The sequence below is a fragment of the Parabacteroides faecalis genome (assembly GCF_022809355.1).
GTDB lineage: Bacteria > Bacteroidota > Bacteroidia > Bacteroidales > Tannerellaceae > Parabacteroides > Parabacteroides faecalis.
The window spans coordinates 12,560-27,476 of the sequence record NZ_JAKZMM010000013.1 but is presented as its reverse complement, the minus strand read 5'-3'; the positions used below and the strand labels follow the sequence as shown (position 1 = coordinate 27,476).

General features: G+C 45.2%; 11 protein-coding genes. 2 read left to right on the top strand and 9 right to left on the bottom strand.

Going from position 1 to position 14,917, the window contains the following annotated elements:
• The first annotated feature begins 9 nt into the window (after nucleotides 1-9).
• On the top strand, nucleotides 10-858 hold the full coding sequence (locus MUN53_RS06760; protein WP_243324184.1) for a histidinol-phosphatase: 849 nt from the start codon (nucleotides 10-12) through the stop codon (nucleotides 856-858).
• A 146-nt stretch (nucleotides 859-1,004) separates the two neighbouring features.
• Here MUN53_RS06760 and MUN53_RS06755 read toward each other — a convergent pair whose 3' ends face one another.
• The 8 genes from MUN53_RS06755 to lon all read right to left on the bottom strand — a co-directional run bounded on the left by MUN53_RS06755 (nucleotide 1,005) and on the right by lon (nucleotide 12,587).
• On the bottom strand, nucleotides 1,005-1,985 hold the full coding sequence (locus tag MUN53_RS06755) for a glycoside hydrolase family 130 protein (RefSeq protein ID WP_243324181.1): 981 nt from the start codon (nucleotides 1,983-1,985) through the stop codon (nucleotides 1,005-1,007).
• A gap of 55 nt (nucleotides 1,986-2,040) precedes the next feature.
• Nucleotides 2,041-3,222, bottom strand: a complete 1,182-nt coding sequence (locus MUN53_RS06750; protein ID WP_243324180.1) for an outer membrane beta-barrel protein — start codon at nucleotides 3,220-3,222, stop codon at nucleotides 2,041-2,043.
• Complete coding sequence (locus MUN53_RS06745; protein ID WP_243324178.1) at nucleotides 3,222-3,770, bottom strand: RNA polymerase sigma factor; 549 nt, start codon at nucleotides 3,768-3,770, stop codon at nucleotides 3,222-3,224. Before MUN53_RS06745 ends, MUN53_RS06750 begins: the two co-directional genes overlap by 1 nt.
• Before the next feature lie 122 nt (nucleotides 3,771-3,892).
• Complete coding sequence (locus MUN53_RS06740; RefSeq protein WP_243324175.1) at nucleotides 3,893-5,095, bottom strand: TolC family protein; 1,203 nt, start codon at nucleotides 5,093-5,095, stop codon at nucleotides 3,893-3,895.
• Nucleotides 5,089-8,178: an efflux RND transporter permease subunit gene (locus MUN53_RS06735; RefSeq protein WP_243324171.1), complete on the bottom strand. Its 3,090-nt coding sequence runs from the start codon at nucleotides 8,176-8,178 to the stop codon at nucleotides 5,089-5,091. The genes MUN53_RS06740 and MUN53_RS06735 overlap by 7 nt, the downstream gene beginning before the upstream one ends.
• A 17-nt stretch (nucleotides 8,179-8,195) precedes the next feature.
• Nucleotides 8,196-9,428, bottom strand: a complete 1,233-nt coding sequence (locus MUN53_RS06730) for an efflux RND transporter periplasmic adaptor subunit (RefSeq protein ID WP_243324169.1) — start codon at nucleotides 9,426-9,428, stop codon at nucleotides 8,196-8,198.
• Between the two features lie 119 nt (nucleotides 9,429-9,547).
• Nucleotides 9,548-9,961 (bottom strand): DUF6769 family protein, encoded by a 414-nt coding sequence (locus tag MUN53_RS06725; protein WP_243324166.1) that lies wholly within the window; start codon nucleotides 9,959-9,961, stop codon nucleotides 9,548-9,550.
• Between the two features lie 166 nt (nucleotides 9,962-10,127).
• Nucleotides 10,128-12,587: an endopeptidase La gene (lon, locus tag MUN53_RS06720; protein ID WP_243324163.1), complete on the bottom strand. Its 2,460-nt coding sequence runs from the start codon at nucleotides 12,585-12,587 to the stop codon at nucleotides 10,128-10,130.
• Nucleotides 12,588-12,690: 103 nt separating this feature from the next.
• On the opposite strand from lon, the gene MUN53_RS06715 reads away from it, so the two are divergent.
• Nucleotides 12,691-13,410, top strand: a complete 720-nt coding sequence (locus tag MUN53_RS06715; RefSeq protein WP_243324161.1) for a tRNA1(Val) (adenine(37)-N6)-methyltransferase — start codon at nucleotides 12,691-12,693, stop codon at nucleotides 13,408-13,410.
• Nucleotides 13,411-14,037: 627 nt separating this feature from the next.
• On the opposite strand, the gene MUN53_RS06710 is transcribed toward MUN53_RS06715, so the two are convergent.
• Complete coding sequence (locus MUN53_RS06710) at nucleotides 14,038-14,802, bottom strand: response regulator transcription factor (RefSeq protein ID WP_243324160.1); 765 nt, start codon at nucleotides 14,800-14,802, stop codon at nucleotides 14,038-14,040.
• Nucleotides 14,803-14,917: the final 115 nt, after the last annotated feature.

The following is a 14,917-nucleotide window of genomic DNA, read 5'->3' as shown; positions in this document are numbered from 1 at the left end:
AAACAACTTATGCAACTTAGCAATTATCATAGCCATTGTAACTTCTGCGATGGAAGAAGTTTCCCGGAAGACTTTGTCAAATTCGCCATTCAGCATCAATTTCGAGCTTACGGGTTTTCCTCTCATTCTCCCCTGCCCTTCGAAACCTTCTGGAACATGTCTAAAGAAGACATGAATGAATATCTGGAAGAAATTGATCGGCTCAAAAAGAAATATGCCGGACAACTGGAAATTTATACCGGACTGGAAATTGATTACCTGGATAAGACCTATAACGCGTCGATCGATTATTTTACGAGTCTGCCACTGGATTATCGGATCGGCTCCATTCATTTCCTCCCCATCGCCTATCCGCTGGCAGAAGAGAACATGATGTGTATCGACGGGGCTTTCAGTGACTTTGCCCGTGGCGTCGATCAGTATTACGAAGGTGATATCCGTAAGCTGGTCAAGCATTACTACGATTCTTCTTGTGCGATGGTAGAGGCCGGAGGCATCGACATTGTTGGCCACCTCGATAAAATCTACATGAACGGACAACGATACACAGGTTTCTCGCTGGATGCGGACTGGTACACCAAAGAACTGTTTGCCTATCTGGATTTGATTGCCGAGAAAGGACTGATGGCCGAAATCAATACGAAAAACCTGAAGAAGAAAGGGGAAATTTATCCGCACGAAAAGTTCCTGGATGCCATCCGTGAACGTCATATTCCAATCATGGTCAATTCAGACAGCCATTATCCGGATCTTGTCAACGACGGTCGCGAGGAAGCTTTCGAACTCCTCAAAGCAAAAGGATTCAGAGCAACTTGTGAATTAGTGAACGGGAAATGGGAAGAAATGGCAATTGAATAAAGCCTCCCGACAAAATAAACGAGGATCATTTTCAATCCTCAAGGGAATCATTTTTGATATACGTTAGATTTGAAAGAAAAGCTGGCGTATTTTTATAAAAAGCCGGCGTATTTTGATGAAAATACGCCGGCTTTTTCAGGATTCAATTAAACGATTGAATGAGTCTTTACAAATTCGATAATTTCGTCGATATAACCGAATGCCATACAAACAACTGTATCAGCTGCACCATAATAGACAGCTACACGTTTGCCATCCTGCAAAGCGGCACATGGGAATACAACATTAGGCACATCGCCCTGTAATTCATAAGGAGCTGCCGGAGCCAGGATATAATCGCGCGTACGATACAGTACCTTTTCCGGATTCTCTTTATCCAAGATAACTGCACCCATCGAATAACGGTAACCGTTGCAAGTCTGGATAACGCCGTGGTAGAACATCAACCAGCCAGCTTCTGTCATAAACGGAACAGATCCGGCACCGATCTTCAGGCACTGCCAAGCACTTTCCGGGAAAGGAGTTACTTTCATCACACAACGGTGTTCGCCCCAGTATTTCATATCCGGACTGTAGCTGATGTAAATATCACCAAACGGAGTATGACCATTATCGCTCGGACGACTCAACATGGCATATTTACCGTTAATCTTCTGCGGGAACAACACACCGTTACGGTTGAATGGCAAGAAAGCATTCTCGCACTGGAAAAATTCCTGAAAGTCGAAGGTATAAGCAATACCGATGGTTGGTCCGTGATAACCATTACACCAGGTAATCCAATAACGGTCTTCAATCCAGGCAACACGCGGATCATATTTATATTCTGATTCAATCATATCCGTATTTCCGGCTTTAAACTGGATCGGTTCATGATTGATTTCCCAGTTAATACCGTCTTTACTGAAGCCGGCAAAGATATTCATCTGTACAGCTTTGTTGTCGCAACGGAACACTCCGGCATACCCATCCTTGAACGGAACAACGGCGCTGTTGAAGATACTGTTGGATGTCGGGATGTGATAACGTCCGATCACCGGATTCTTTGAATAACGCCACATCACGTCAGTGCAACCTTCGGGGCGGTCTTCCCACGGCATTGCTGCGATTTGCTTCAATTCACTCATATTTGTCGTTTTTAGTTTAACTTATAATTACCTGCAAAAGTAATACTTTTCGGGATTATTTGCCAAACCTGACACCGATTTGTAGTCCGATATTCAATGGATTCTCGGTCCGGTACGTTTCCACCTGACTGGTTCCCAACATATCGAAGTAATAACCAAAATTGGGTTCCAGATAAATGGAGACTGATTTATATACCTGAATCTGGAATCCTAATCCGCCCTGTATCGAAGTCTGCCAACGGTTGACGGGTAATGAATAGGACGATTCGCCGATGAATTGCCTCCGTGCCGATACACAATATTCCTGCAACCCACCACCAGAGAGATAGAACGACAGATTGTCTTTCCGCCAGAATGTCCAATTCAGCTTGAGAGGTATTCCTAAATAATGCAATGATTGTTCACCCGTCCGGTAGCTTCCCGAACGTAACGACGAATAAAGCCAAGTGTATGTCAGCCCCGTTTCTATGCCTAAATCCGGTTTCCAAGCATAACGTGCCGACAAGCCAAACGAGATCGGCAAGCGATGATGATAATCAAACGACGGCTCTCGTATACCTGATACGGCCGACAATCCGCGGGTTTGCAAGTCTTCTTCCGGTTTATCCTCATCGCCGTCTCCATAACTGCCATCTCCTCCCGGTTGCGTAGGATCTTGTGCCACATAATCATTGTCTGCCGAAGCCAACGAAAGGTTCATCGCCCCGCTTCCACCGGCTGCCAAACCAAACGACCAGCTTCCTTTGCGGCGACGGGGTTGTTCTTCTTCAGGCAATGTCCAGACCGATGTTTCCGGCATAGCTTCTTCTGTCTCTTCAGTTTCCTCGGATGATGAAACAATCTCCGGTTCTTCAGAAATAGATTCTGTCTTTTCTTCCGGAATAGCGACAGAATGCAATGGAAATTCTTCTTCCGATACGGAAAGATACGCCAAAGGCAAGACTTCCACCTCGGGAATAACCGGACGGACCTCTTCGGGAACGGATTCTGTCACGACTTCTTCCGGCAACGGTTCAACCTCCGGCATTTGCCACAGCCACCAACCGGAGAAAGTAATTCCTGCCAACAACGCTGCTGCCGCCAGCCAACGCCACCAGACAGACCGACGGCGCGCCGGTTTCTCCAGTTCTTTCAGATCGGCTTCGAGGCGTTCCCATCCGTCCACAGGCAATGGAAGCCGGAATTCTTCTTTCCGCCTGCGACAGACTTCGATGATGTCATGCTGCTTTTCTTCCATTATTCTGTTGATTTTAGATAGTTTCTTACTCGTTCCATCAGCATTTTACGCGCCCGATTAAGTTGCGAGGCCGATGACTTCTCCTGTATATGCAAATAAGCGGCAATCTCTTTGTGCGACCACTCCTCAAACACATAAAGATTAAATACCGTGCGATAACCCGGCGGAAGTTCCGCCACAAGGCGCATCAATACGTCGATAGGCAGTCGGTTGGCATCTGGTTCTTCTGTTTCGTCCACGGTATCCGCTATCGTTTCCAACGGGACCAGCGAAGGCAATAATTTATTAGCTCGCAGAAAACCCAACGCCAGATTGGTAAATACCCGACTCATCCACGCCCGCAGGCTGCCTTCTCCCTGGTTTGTATAGGAAGAAATCGACGAAAAGACTTTCAGGAAACCGTCGTGCAGCAAGTCTTGCGCCTGTTCCAAATCGGCGACGTAGCGAAAACAAAGGCATAGCATCGGCTGGGCAAAAAGCTCATACAGCTCCTTGCGCGCCCGGTTGTCTCCTTTTTTACAACCTTCAGCCAACTCCTGTTCGCTCATCTTTCCGAAATCTTTTATCTACAGAATGCGAAGAAAGCACAAATACTGCATCAGAAAAATAAAAAAGACAGAAAAAAAGCCCTGTCAGCCGAAGCGACAGAGCTTTTCTCCGATTTTCCCGGTTATAAACGGAAGCGATAGAGCTGCGCCATCGCTTTCTGATATTCATTCTGCAACTGCAGATAATTCTGCATACTTTGATAGAAAGTCGTTACGTTGACGAAGTATTCGATCATCGAAATCTGCCCGGCCTGGATCGCCTTGTTCAGCAACGCGATATTATTCTGCTGCCGCAACACCGAAGCGTATTCGTCGGCCGACGCCTTCAGTTTCCCTGCCTGCACCCACACTTGGCGCAAAGCCGCCGTCTCGGTATCCGTAAAACTCTGTACCTTGGTTTCGGCATAGAAACGTTCGGCCTTGGCTTGCTTCACTTTCCCTCGGTTGGAGAAAAGGGGGATCGAGATACCCACCATCACACCGTTATAACGGTCGCCCCCACTCGAAGGATTCATTCGATATCCTAATGTCAAGTTGGGCAACCATTGTTGTTTGCTAACCGCCACCGAACGCGATGCCGCTGCCTGATCGCTTTGCAACGCCTGCATTTCGGGCAATGAAGCCAAGGCTTCTACCCGGAAAGCTTCGAAATCGGACGGATATTCCCAAGCTGACCGATAAACTGTATCGGCAAATGCCACCGGAACGCCACCGTTCAAGGCAGTCAACTCTTCCAGTTTCGCCTGGCGTGCCGCCTCATTCTGCCGTGCCTCATTGCGGGCATTCAACAACTCCAGGTCGATTTTATTCGTTTCGATAATATTGGTCGATCCCTTTTCCAGCTGTGAAGCATAGAAACGGCTCAAGACCTCGGCGTTAGCCAAGCGTTCATCCAACAAAGTCTGCAACTGATTCAGATAGATCAAGTCGAGGCAAGCCTGCTGTGCCTGCAACAGAATCTGCTGGCGCGAAACGGCATACTGAGCATCGAACGAACGGAAACGCGATTCGTTCAGTTTGTTGCGCTGGGCATAAAGCGTCGGGAAGTTGAACGACTGACTGGCAATGAACTCGCCCGTGAAACCCATGCCTTCCTTGTTTCCCCACAGATGCGAATACGTTACTTCGGGGTCGGGCAAATTATTCTCGGTCCGTGCCTGCCATTTGAAGGCTTCCGTCTGCGAAGCCCCCGCCTTCAAGTCCTTATTATTCTGCTCGATCAACTGGAGCAGTTCATCCATTGTCTGCGGCCGGCAAACTTCTTGCGAGAAGGCTACCGAGAAGCCGAAGCATAAAGCGATTGTAAATAGCTGTTTTCTTAGCATGTCTGTTTCTCCTCTTTATTCATAAGTAGATAAATGATTGGAATGATAAACCCGTTGAGGAAGGTAGAAGAAAGCAATCCTCCCAAGATGACCGTCGCCATCGGACTTTGGATTTCATTACCGGGCAGATCGCCGTTCACTGCCAACGGAATCAGCGCCAACGCCGAACTCAAAGCCGTCATCAGAATCGGGTTCAGACGATCCAGCGAACCTTGCACAACGGCTTGCTGCAACGCCATGCCTTCGCTTCGCAACTGTGTATAATGACTGATTAACAACATACCATTGCGCGTCGCGATTCCGAAGAGGGAAATAAACCCAATAATCGCCGGAATACTGATCTCGCCCGAAGTCAGGCACAAGATAAACACGCCACCAATCAAAGCCAACGGCAGATTGATCATCACCACGCCACTCTCGCGGGCATCTTTGAACTCATGATATAATAAAAGGAAGATAACGAGCAATGACATCAGCGAAGTAAGCAACAAAGTACGACTAGCCGCCTGTTCGCTCTCAAACTGTCCGCCGTACTCGATATGATAACCTTCGGGAAGAACAATCTTTTCATTCACCGCCTGCTGGATATCATTTACCACGCCACGCAAGTCTCGCTCCGAAACATTGGCACTGATTACAATCTTCCGGCGTACATTCTCGCGGTTGATCGTATTCGGTCCGGCAGCCGAACGGATCTCGGCCACATAACTCAAGGGCACTTTAGTACCGTTGGCATCGATCATCAGATTGCGGATATCGTCCATCGTCGCCCTACTCTCGTCGGAAGTCTTGACCGTCAAGTCGAAAGTCTTTCCGTCATCATATACCTGGCTGACTACTTCGCCGCCAAGCATGACATTCACATATTCCTGGAACTCCGGCAGCGGAATACCGAACTTAGCCAAGATATCACGCTTCGGTGTAATCGTCAGCTGCGGGCGTTCGATCTGTTGTTCTACTTTCAGGTCCACCAATCCTTCAATTCCCTTCACCGCATCCTTAATCTGATTTCCGATCTGGAACATCCGGTTCAGATCCGTTCCGAACAACTTGATGGCGATATTCGCTTCCGTACCCGAAAGCATCGCGTCAATACGATGAGATATCGGCTGACCAATCTCAATATTTGCTCCCGAGATAGTCGATAACTTCTCACGGACATCATTCGTTACTTCAGCTCTCGAACGGTCCTTCAACTCAAACGGAGCTTCAATCTCACTGACATTCACGCCTAAGGCATGTTCATCCAACTCAGCACGTCCGGTCTTGCGGGCCACCGTCTGGATTTCCGGTACCTGCAACAGTAATTCTTCTGCCCGACGCCCGATCTTATCTGACTCTTCCAAGGAAATACCCGGCAATGAACTGACATTAATCGTAAATGATCCCTCATTAAATGGAGGCAAGAAGCTGCGCCCCAATGTAAAGAATAATCCTAAAGCAACGACAAATACAACTATGGTAGAACCCAAAACGGCCTGTTTATGATGAATGGAGAAAAGCAAAGCCTTCTCATATACACCACGCAGCTTTCTCGCAACCCAAGCATCTTGAGTTGGTTTCTCTCCTTTCCGATCCAACAAATAACTGCATAAAACCGGAGTCAATGTCAAGGCTACCACCGTCGAAGCAAACAAAGCTACGATAAAAGCAATTCCCAGCGGAACCAGCATACGACCTTCCATTCCCGTCAGGAAGAACAAGGGAACAAAGCTCACCACAATGATCAAAGTTGAATTCAGGATCGGCATACGTACTTCCCGCGAAGCATCAAAGACAACATCTTTCGTCGGGCGCTGTTGTTCTACTGGTAATAACCGATTCTGGCGTAATCGCTTATATACATTCTCCACATCCACAATCGCGTCGTCTACCAATGAACCGATGGCAATTGCCATACCACCCAAACTCATCGTATTGATGGTTAATCCGAGGTAATGCAACGTCAGAATAGAAACCAGCAACGAAAGCGGCAAAGCTACCAGCGAGATTACCGTTGTACGCACATTCATCAGGAAAAGGAAGAGGACGATGATCACGAAGAAACTTCCCTCAAACAAACTGTTCTTGACATTATTAATCGAGCTATCAATGAAACGGCTCTGACGGAAAATATCTGTTGAGACATGTACATCACTCGGCAAATTCTTCTGTAAATCCGCCATCACAGCATCCAGTTTCTCCGTCAGTTCAATGGTACTGGTATTCGGCTGTTTGGTTACCGTGATCAGAACGGCTGGTTTAGTCCGTTCGGAAGCCAGACCCAACTTCGGTTGTTTACCGCCGATTTTTACCGTCGCAATATCTTCCAGGAGAATCGGAGTATTATCCGGTGTCATGGCCACCACTCCTTTTGCCAGCTCTTCGGCTTTCGTTGTCGTCAAGACTCCACGTATAATATATTCATTGGAATATTCATACAAGACACCACCGTTGGCATTCTGATTCATCTGGCGACAAACCAATAAGACCTGATCCAGACCGACGCTATAATGTTTCATCCGTGCCGGATCCAATAAGATCTGATATTCCTTGATGTCACCACCGATAACAGCTACCTGGGCAACACCTCCGGTAGAAAGGAGTCGCGGACGAATGGTCCAGTCGGCCATGGTCCGTACATCAAGTAAAGAAGTCGTATCCGAAGTCAATCCGATAATCATCATTTCTCCCAAGATAGAAGACTGCGGTCCCATTGTCGGGCGACCCACATTCTGAGGAAGATCATCCGTTACAATTGCCAACTTCTCCGATACAATCTGACGGGCCAGATAAATATCCGTTCCCCAGTCGAATTCCACCCAGACAACCGAGAAACCCGTTGTTGAAGAAGAACGGACCCGACGTACATGTGTAGCTCCGTTGACAGCTGTTTCTACCGGAAAAGTAACCAGACGCTCTACTTCTTCCGGTGCCATTCCATTTGCTTCCGTCATAACAACGACTGTAGGCGCTGTCAGATCCGGAAAGACATCCACATCCGTATGATAGGCTGTATAAGTTCCGCCTATCAGCAACAACACGGCACACACCAAAACGACGAGCCGGTTGTGCAATGAATAATGTATAATTTTATTCAGCATATCCGTATCGATTTCGTTTAATGACTATGGCTGTGAGCCGGAATAGCATTGGATGCCGATGCCAGCTTAATCTGATAAGCTCCCTTTGTAACGACCTGATCACCGGCTTTCAGTCCGGAAAGTATTTGGACACGTTCGCCGTTGTCTGCGCCTAAAGAAACTTCTTGCTTCTTATAACATTCTTCATCCAAACGGATGTAAACAAAGAATAACCCCTGTTCCTCTACCAAAGCACTATGCGGAACACTTAGTACCGAATCCATCGGATTACCCAGCAAATAGACTTCTACAAACGAGCCCGGTATGATTGCTCCTTTGTTATCAAACTCGAACAAGACAGGAATATAGAATGAATTATTGGCAGAAGATTTACCATACGAAAGGAAACGACCATTCAACTCGTCCAACTTATATACCTGGTCATCATACGGTGTCTTAAAATATGCAGAACGCATCATCGGAATATGCGCATAATACTTTTCCGACACATCGGCCCGCAATACCAACCGATTATTCTGAGAAATCGTTGCCAAAGGCTGACCTACGGCTACATAATCACCTTCTTTTACCAGAATATTCTTCAAGAAACCACTCATCGTTGCCGTAACAGCCACACCATTGGATGAATGTTTTCCATTTACGGCTTCGTAGGCAACCTTAGCGTTCTCATAGGCCAAACGAGCCTGTTCGAAGTCCTTTTCTGAAACGATCTTGTCGGCTACCAGTCCTTTCATTCGTTCATATTCTTTCCGGGCTGTTTCGTAAGCATTCTTCAAACGCAAGGCTACATCACCATCTGATAATGTCCGTGAAGCCAGAGATAAAATCGTCTGTCCTTTTTGTACAGCCGTTCCGTCCATCAAACGGGTTGTTCCTAAAGTTACCACACCTGGAACTGTTGCTACGACTACCGATTCCGAACCTTGCGCTGCCTGAATCTGACCACTGGTTTTCAATACTTCTGAAAAGGCAGCCGGAGTCATTTCTTCCGTCTGCAAACCGATAGCTTCAGCATTTGCCTTCTTGAATACGATCTCGCCGGCTGCATGACTTTCTCCGGCTTCTTCATGTTCATGATTATGCTCATCTTCTTCGTGCTCGTGATCATGTTCATGATTATGTTCCTCGTGTGCATGTTCGGTTTCTTCTTCATGATGATGTTCATGATCATGCTCTGTATGCACACTCTTTGCCTGACAACCCGCCAATAAATAGGCAGTTGCCAAGAATACCCAATATATTTTCTTCATTTGTTTTCTGATTTGATTAATTGTTATATTCCTCTGAAGACCGGACTTCCAATAAGTCTTGTCTTCTAAACAATCGATACAACAGACGTACAAACAGTCTATTATATCTTAACATCGGATCAAATCAGGGAAGGAGGAGCACGAAGTCCTTTAGCCCGTGGTATCCACGAGGTATGCAACGTCTCCTGATAGACGGTTCGCCCTTGCTCAAAAAGAGCAGATAGCCAGTCTGAATCTTGTCGACGAAGTAAATAGAAAAAGGAAAATATAGGAACCAGCCAAAGGTGTATATCTTCACCTACTACATGTTTCTCGATAGCTGGTTTTAATGCCTGATTATGTGTGCAGTCGGTTGCATGGTCATGATCTCCGCCATGGGAATGCGTATGCGCATCCGAAGCGGCTCCATACCATAACCATTCGTAACAAGGAGAGCCATCGGCATGGTGATGATGAGGAACAATTACTGACAGCAAAACCAGAAAGCTCGCTATCAATACCAAAACATAATATATCCGTTCCTTCAGTCTCATCCGTTTCTCTCTGCCGTTTATTAATTCTTTGCAAAGAAAAGGAAAATCAATCAATTTCGCAATAACCGAAATCAAAACATCGTAAAAAACAAAACAGAAGTCATATACAAAACCCAACCCACGAGTTTGGTTTTATACATGACTTCTACCTTATATTATCATCCGATCAAAATAACGGATTCGCTACCTTCTCGTCCAATAAAGCCAATTTAATGACTTCCTGAATATCGCTTACATAGTGGAATGTAACCCCTTTCAGATATTCCGGTTTGATTTCATCAATGTCTTTCTGATTTTCCTTACATAGGATAATCTCATTGATGCCGGCCCGTTTAGCCGCCAAAATCTTCTCTCGGATACCTCCGACCGGAAGAACTTTACCACGCAAAGTGATTTCGCCTGTCATCGCCAGATTACTCTTCACCTTCCGCTGCGTGAAAGCCGAAACCAAAGAAGTTACCATGGTAATACCGGCACTCGGACCATCTTTGGGAATAGCTCCTTCCGGTACATGGACATGAACATTCCAATTGTCAAACAGGTCTTCTGCTATACCAAACAGAGGAGCATGCGCATGAATGTATTCCAATGCCAGCATCGCTGATTCCTTCATGACATCACCCAGATTTCCGGTCAACGTCAGTTTGCCGCCTTTGCCTTTGCTCAAGCTGGTTTCAACAAACAGGATCTCGCCACCAACAGCCGTCCATGCCAAACCTGTTACCACACCGGCATAGTCATTACCCTGATATTTATCACGCGTATATTCTATCGGTCCTAAGTAATCGTGCAAATCTTCCGGTTTGATTTGTGCCGGAAGTACTTCATCCGAGGCTTTCTTATAAGCCAGCTTACGCATCAGCTTGGCAATCTTCTTATCCAGCTCACGTACACCGCTTTCGCGTGTGTAGGATTCGATGATCGCCTGGATTGTTTTCTTCGGCAACTTCACTTCCTTCTTATTCAATCCATGAATCTCGGCTTCTTTCGGGATCAGATGTTTCGATGCTATCTCTACCTTTTCTTCCTGAATATAGCCACTTACCTCGATCAACTCCATACGATCCAATAAAGGTTGGGAAATTGTATTCAGATTGTTGGCCGTAGCAATAAACATCACATGGCTCAAATCGTAGTCCATATCCAAATAATTGTCATGGAATGCACTGTTTTGTTCCGGATCAAGTACCTCCAGCAAAGCAGCAGCCGGATCACCTTTAAAGTCGCTCGACACCTTGTCGATCTCATCCAATATAAATACCGGATTGGAAGTTCCTGCTTTCTGTATATTCTTAAGGATTCGTCCGCACATAGCACCAATATATGTCCGGCGATGCCCTCTGATTTCTGCCTCGTCGTGCAAACCGCCCAAGGAAACACGTACATACTTCCTGCCCAATGCTTCTGCAATAGAGCGGCCCAAAGAAGTCTTTCCGACTCCCGGAGGACCATACAAGCAGATGATAGGCGACTTCATATCTTTCTTCAGCTTCAATACAGCCAAATGTTCAATAATACGTTCCTTTACCTTCTCCAAACCATAATGATCCCGATCCAATACCCGACGGGCATGATTCAAGTTAAAATTGTCTGTCGAATAGGTTTCCCATGGCAAACCGACAATGGTCTGTACATATTGCATCTGCACCGAATAATCCGGAGACTGCGGATGCAGGCGTTGCAGCTTATGAAGTTCTTTGTCGAAAATCTCAGCAACGGCTTGCGGCCATATCTTATCAGCCGCTTTGTCCTTCAGTTCCTGTACATCCCGATCATTCACGCTGCCACCCAACTCTTCCTGAATCGTCTTGATCTGTTGCTGCAAGAAATATTCCTTCTGCTGCTTATCAATATCTTCCTGCGTTTTCATCTGGATAGAAGCCTTCAGTTCGATCAGCTGAAACTCCCGGTTCAATAAAGTAAGCAACTTATAAGCACGTTCCTTCAGACTATCCATCATCAGCAACAGCTGCTTGTTGGCTACATCATTCAAAAGATTGGCACTTGCATAATTAATCAGATACAGTGCATTATTAATATTTCTGATGGCATAGGCCATTTCCCGTTGTCCAAGTTCGTTGGTTGCCATCAGGATCTTGATCATCAAATCCTTTACATTAGATAGCAAAGCCTTGAATTCTTTATCTGATTTTGCCGGGAAATGTTCATCCAATAAGGTAATTCGTCCCTTCAGGAATGGTTCGTCCTGTACCAGTTCATTTAATTCAAAACGTTTCTTTCCCTGTAAAAGAACCGTAGTCATGCCGTCCGATACATCCATAACTTTAAGTACGTCGGCAATAACACCTATCGGATACAAATCGTCTTTATTCGGATCTTCGACAGACATATCTCGCTGGCAGACTACTCCTATCATCGATTTCGAACTGCCCATGTCTTTTATCAGGTTCATTGATTTAGTTCGGCCTACCATAACGGGCAAAGCCACGCCGGGAAACAAAACCATATTACGCAACGGTAAAATAGGAACTTCGCTTTCCAGCTTGTCAATCCCTTCCGTAAAATCCTCATCGTTATCACAATTCGTCAGAATGGGTATTACAATATCCATCGGCTCGTCTGCTATAAACGAGGAGGCGGAGAATATTTTCTTTTTACTCTTCATACTTCTAATTAAGCGGTTGTATAATTTTTTATACAATAAACGTGCCAAAGGTACGAAAAATAGCAGAATCTCTCTAATTTTGCAGCTGGTAATCAGAAAAAAGATGGCAAATCCTTATTTCCAGTTCAAGCAATTTACGGTTTGGCACGACAAGTGTGCGATGAAAGTGGGTACCGACGGTGTTTTATTGGGTGCCTGGTGCTGTGTAGAAAACATAACACGCATACTCGACGTGGGTTGCGGAACCGGACTGATTAGTCTGATGCTGGCCCAGCGTTGCCAGGCAGAAATCGACGCAGTGGATATAGACGAAGCGGCCTGTATCCAAGCGCGCGAAAACGCCGACCGCTCACCTTTCGGTGACCGACTGCAGATTTTCCATCGTCCTTTTGCCAATTTTGTCAACGAATCAGCCGGAATCCGCCAATATGACTGTATTGTTTCCAATCCGCCTTATTTCATTGATTCACTGAAATGCCCCGACAAACAGCGCAATCAGGCACGGCATACGGATACACTCACATTGGAAGAACTGATTGAAGGCAGCAGGCAACTTCTGGCTCCGCAAGGAAAACTCTGTTTGATCCTGCCTTTCGACCAACGGGAAATCCTCTTACCTATTATATATAAGGAGTCTCTGTTCCTACACAAAGAAACGGCAGTTCTGCCCACTCCTACTTCTCGCCCCAAACGATTGCTGGTAGAAATATCCGACACACCGGTTACAGAAGTCCAGGCAGATACCTTGACAATCGAGAAGGAAAGGCATGTTTATACGGATGATTTTATAGCGTTGGCCAAAGATTATTACCTGCATCTATAGCAATAACAACTTGATCACTTTGAAAGGTTTTACAGTTGATAGCCAACAGTAAGACAAAATCAGCCTTAATCTGCTAACATCCATTCATATCATATTACACAAAAAACGGGCAAAAAGGGCTATTTTCACCCCTATTTTCGTCTACAAAGGAGGATTTTATGCCTACTTTTAACCCAATTCATGCCTATGTTTTACCAAAAACACGCCGGGAATTTGTTCAAAGCTAGTAGGATTTCCCGTAAAAAGTCAGGTATTTTGAAGATAATTCCCGTTTATTTTGTTCGTGACACGCTTTTTCGGCAGTTTTTCACCTGCCGAGAGGCTGTTTTCCTTCCATTTTCTTGTCCAAATCCAGTTACTTTTAATCTGCCAAAAAGTAATGTAAATCCAGCCACCAACCAACAAGATCTATTTTTCTTGCCCAGGACGTACTGAAGCAACAATCTTTTTTTTCACAAACACGCCTTTTACTTTCTTTTTGACAAATCTCAACTTCGCGAGAATCGCATAAAATCAAACAAGCCCATACTCCGAACCGTACAGCTCAGTTTTAAAGCAGTTAAATTGACAAAGTGTCAGAATGTCAATCTGAAGAGAAATGCCTGTCTGCCTAACTTCCAGTAACAGTTAAATAAGTCCTAAATCTTTAGCAATCCGACAAGCTTCGATAGAATTCTTAACCTGAAGCTTACTGAGAATCTCTTGTCGGTGCCTGCTGACCGTATTGATACTGATCGAAAGTCTTTCTGCTATATTTTTACTCATCAGTCCTTTATCAATCAGTCGGAGTACTTGCCTTTCCCTATCCGACAAGATCTTTAAATCATTCTTTACTTCCAGCTCTTCCGTTTCTCCTGTTACCGAATTGACCACCACACTCCCGTTTGGCAAATCAACGGTCAACGGAGTATATAAACACAAAGCCAACCATAAACTATTCCCATTGGGTTCGGGAACATAAAACAAACGATGCAAAACGGCATGATAATTTCCGGCAGAATCTTTCATCCGCAACTTGTTTGCCAAATAATAATGATGACGACGGCCTTTAGGCAAATGCTTCACAAAATGAAAAAAACGCAGTTCATGCAAGTATTTATTATGCAAATCATCCGGAGAAACAAGCTTTAAGATCTCCTCTTCCCAAATAGAACCAATACGATCTTCTTTATCAGTCATTTTTCCAAGTCCTAACACGTCAGAGAAATCACCATAATAAATATAACTGGTATTGGCATGCATATCACTTAATACAGCAATGGCGTTTTCAATTGTGGCATATCCCGAAGCAATTCTTTTATACTTATCCAGTTCTCCGGCATCCAGATCTTCTCTTGAATTCGTAAAATCCTGTCGTGAAAATTCGTTGGTCAGCTTCTTTACAATATCCATAGCGAAAATGGTTATTAATAATCATTGTACAAATTAATCTTGCCATTTACCTTTGCAAAGGTAAATTTAAAATGCAGTTATACACAAACTGCCAAATGAAAAATGAAGAAAAGAT